The sequence below is a fragment of the Escherichia sp. AM3 genome (assembly GCF_032029835.1).
In the GTDB taxonomy this organism is placed as follows: domain Bacteria; phylum Pseudomonadota; class Gammaproteobacteria; order Enterobacterales; family Enterobacteriaceae; genus Escherichia; species Escherichia coli.
Map to the genome: position 1 here is coordinate 1 of NZ_JAVUPQ010000211.1, position 2,340 is coordinate 2,340.

Here is a 2,340-nt window from a genome sequence, read left to right on the forward strand (position 1 = left end):
GCATATTTTGAAGCAACAAACACCGCTGTGGCTGGCACAACATCCGCATGTGATGGCCTTTCATCAGGCACCAAAAGAGTATGGCGGTGATGCGGCGTTGTTGGTGTTGATTGAAGTCGAAGAGTGGCTGCCGCCGGAGTTGCCCTGAGGAGTTGAGCGCGTTGCGCCAGGTACGGGTAATGGCAGGGGCGAATGCCCCTGCCTGGTGTATCTAAGGGCTACAACTCATTCAGTATGTACTGGAACCGGCAAGTAGAATCGATTGGCTGCATACTGCTGGTATCAACACGCACGACCATATCGTGTAACTGTTTGTCCGTTATAGGGTGTCGATTTGGCGTGACCGAGACTTCCGCCTTGTCACATCCCGACGCGGTAAAAGGTATCATCTGTGCAACCCAGCGGCAGTAACCACCTGTTTCATTCATCTGCGTACTGTCGCACAACTTCCCATCTTTCATCAAATACGTTGAAAGCGTTTTCTCAACCACACCGCCCGTCGACTGCAGGGTGAGCAGTTTTGACTTACTGACATAATTCTCATTCCATGAAACGTCATAAGGTTGAACAGAAACGGATGGACAAATCGTGTCGTGACTATCAGGCCCCTGATACGTCACGCCCCCTGGAGAGGCTTCAGAGTCATTCATAATAACCAACCATGGACAAGAAAAGTAAGATTCAATCTCTGCAGAGACAATAACCTCAAATGTATAATACCCGCAGTTCCACCCAGACGGTAATCCAGGACAACTTGCTTTGTTGATATTTTGATGGTAGCCAATCAGCTTAACCGAAGGGGCAGGAGGAGGACCACTCCAGCTCACATTTTGCAATATTTCCCCAGTCATGAGCCATTGACTACTTTTATATTCACCAACGTACACTGCGGATGGCATCATTATTTTTAAATTAAAAGTCGCAATATTACGCGAATCACCGTTGTAACCGTAGTAAACGTCAACGCTATGCCCGGCAGCCATAGCTTCTGTAGTAGCAATAAGCATGACCAGAGCGAACAACCATCGTAGTATTTTCATTTTAAATATACTCAAATGTCGCAGTTAAAGAGGCGGTAAATTCACCGATCGTCACATCACGGCCGCTTTTCGCCTGTAGCCAGGCTCTGAAATTGATATCGTTATTGCCATTGGTTAGCGCAAAGGTCGCCCCATTTGTATTGTTGATGGCAACCTGCATTCCGTCGGTTTTTTCCATGCCAATTCCCACTCCCTGAGCGGTTGATGACGTATCCAGTGCCAGAAAACCGGGTTGTTCGCTGTCTTCTACCCCCGTGAGCGTGACTTTTACGTTGTATCCCGCCGGCCCTTTGCAATCTTTCAGCTTAAAGACTACGGGTACACGAGCGGACTGGCCTGCAACGTTCAAATCCTGACGACTGACCGTGGGAAAGCGCACCTCTGCCAGATATTGGCCATCCACCACCAGCGCACAGGATTTACTTAATAAATTACCGGAGAAATGCAGATTATTATCTGCCGCGAATAACGTGCTACTCATTGCCAATATCAGCCCCGCTAACAGGACGTAACCACCGGACTGAATCATTGATTTATTCATTGATAATCCACCCGTAATGTTGCGTAAGCCGAAAAATTCGTATCGCTTAACACAGCATCACTCGCTTTTACCGGTACGGCCTCCAGCTTCGGCTTTTGCGTAAAATCAGTGGCGTTGATAGCAAGCGGAGTATTGAGTTTAAAACGCTGACCATCGTGCTGAAGCTCGATACCAAAACCGGGTACATCAGTTTCAATTGCTGCATCATTAAAACTGGTTTGTGTACCAGTCCAGGTGAGGGTCATCTCCCAATCTGGATGACGGGTCGTCGAGTCACAAGTGAGTTCATATGGCACCTCTTTACGACCATAGTTGCCGTTGATGTCGTCGATAATGAGATCGCGAAATTCGACTTCAATGGTTTTACCACCGCTGATGCTACAGGTTGGCGGTGACAATAATGTCCCGTGAAAGGTGATGTCTTCATCAGCAGCATGAGCTATGGCGCTACTGACACAAAGCAGGGTTAAGAAAGTCTTTCTCATTGATAGTCCACCACCATGGTCAAACTGGCGTTAAACTCGCCCGCAGCAAGTTGCGCCCCGCTTGCCTTCACAGGTACAGCCTTCAACTGTGGCTGGTTATTGATATTAAATGGCGTCCAGCTATTTTCACCGACGGCAAACAATGAGTTATCGGCGCTATTTTCTATCCGAATGCCCAGCCCGGTGATATTGGTACTGAGTACCGTTTCGCCGTTAATCGTTGAGGTATTGCCCTTAAGTTGCATCCGCAAGTCGTTAGCAAGACTGTTTGTGC

General features: G+C 48.0%; 5 protein-coding genes. 1 reads left to right on the top strand and 4 read right to left on the bottom strand.

Going from position 1 to position 2,340, the window contains the following annotated elements; genetic code table 11:
- The coding region (locus RTW80_RS24175; RefSeq protein ID WP_312720581.1) for a Smr/MutS family protein at positions 1-148 on the top strand (148 nt) is incomplete at its 5' end.
- A gap of 70 nt (positions 149-218) precedes the next feature.
- On the opposite strand, the gene yfcO is transcribed toward RTW80_RS24175, so the two are convergent.
- The 4 genes from yfcO to RTW80_RS24195 all read right to left on the bottom strand — a co-directional run.
- Positions 219-1,040 carry a fimbrial adhesin YfcO gene (yfcO, locus tag RTW80_RS24180; RefSeq protein ID WP_312720576.1) on the bottom strand — a complete coding sequence of 274 codons (822 nt, stop codon included), beginning with the start codon at positions 1,038-1,040 and terminating at the stop codon, positions 219-221.
- Position 1,041: 1 nt separating this feature from the next.
- Positions 1,042-1,581: a fimbrial protein gene (locus tag RTW80_RS24185; RefSeq protein WP_001043398.1), complete on the bottom strand. Its 540-nt coding sequence runs from the start codon at positions 1,579-1,581 to the stop codon at positions 1,042-1,044.
- Positions 1,578-2,066: a fimbrial protein gene (locus RTW80_RS24190; protein ID WP_001232541.1), complete on the bottom strand. Its 489-nt coding sequence runs from the start codon at positions 2,064-2,066 to the stop codon at positions 1,578-1,580. The genes RTW80_RS24185 and RTW80_RS24190 overlap by 4 nt, the downstream gene beginning before the upstream one ends.
- The coding region (locus RTW80_RS24195; protein WP_312720578.1) for a fimbrial protein at positions 2,063-2,340 on the bottom strand (278 nt) is incomplete at its 5' end. The genes RTW80_RS24190 and RTW80_RS24195, both read right to left, overlap by 4 nt.

What these genes read in the sequence shown, in the direction of transcription:
- RTW80_RS24185 (WP_001043398.1), bottom strand. Translation starts at nt 1,581, where the DNA reads ATGAATAAATCAATGATTCAGTCCGGTGGTTACGTCCTGTTAGCGGGG.
- yfcO (WP_312720576.1), bottom strand. Translation starts at nt 1,040, where the DNA reads ATGAAAATACTACGATGGTTGTTCGCTCTGGTCATGCTTATTGCTACT.
- RTW80_RS24190 (WP_001232541.1), bottom strand. Translation starts at nt 2,066, where the DNA reads ATGAGAAAGACTTTCTTAACCCTGCTTTGTGTCAGTAGCGCCATAGCT.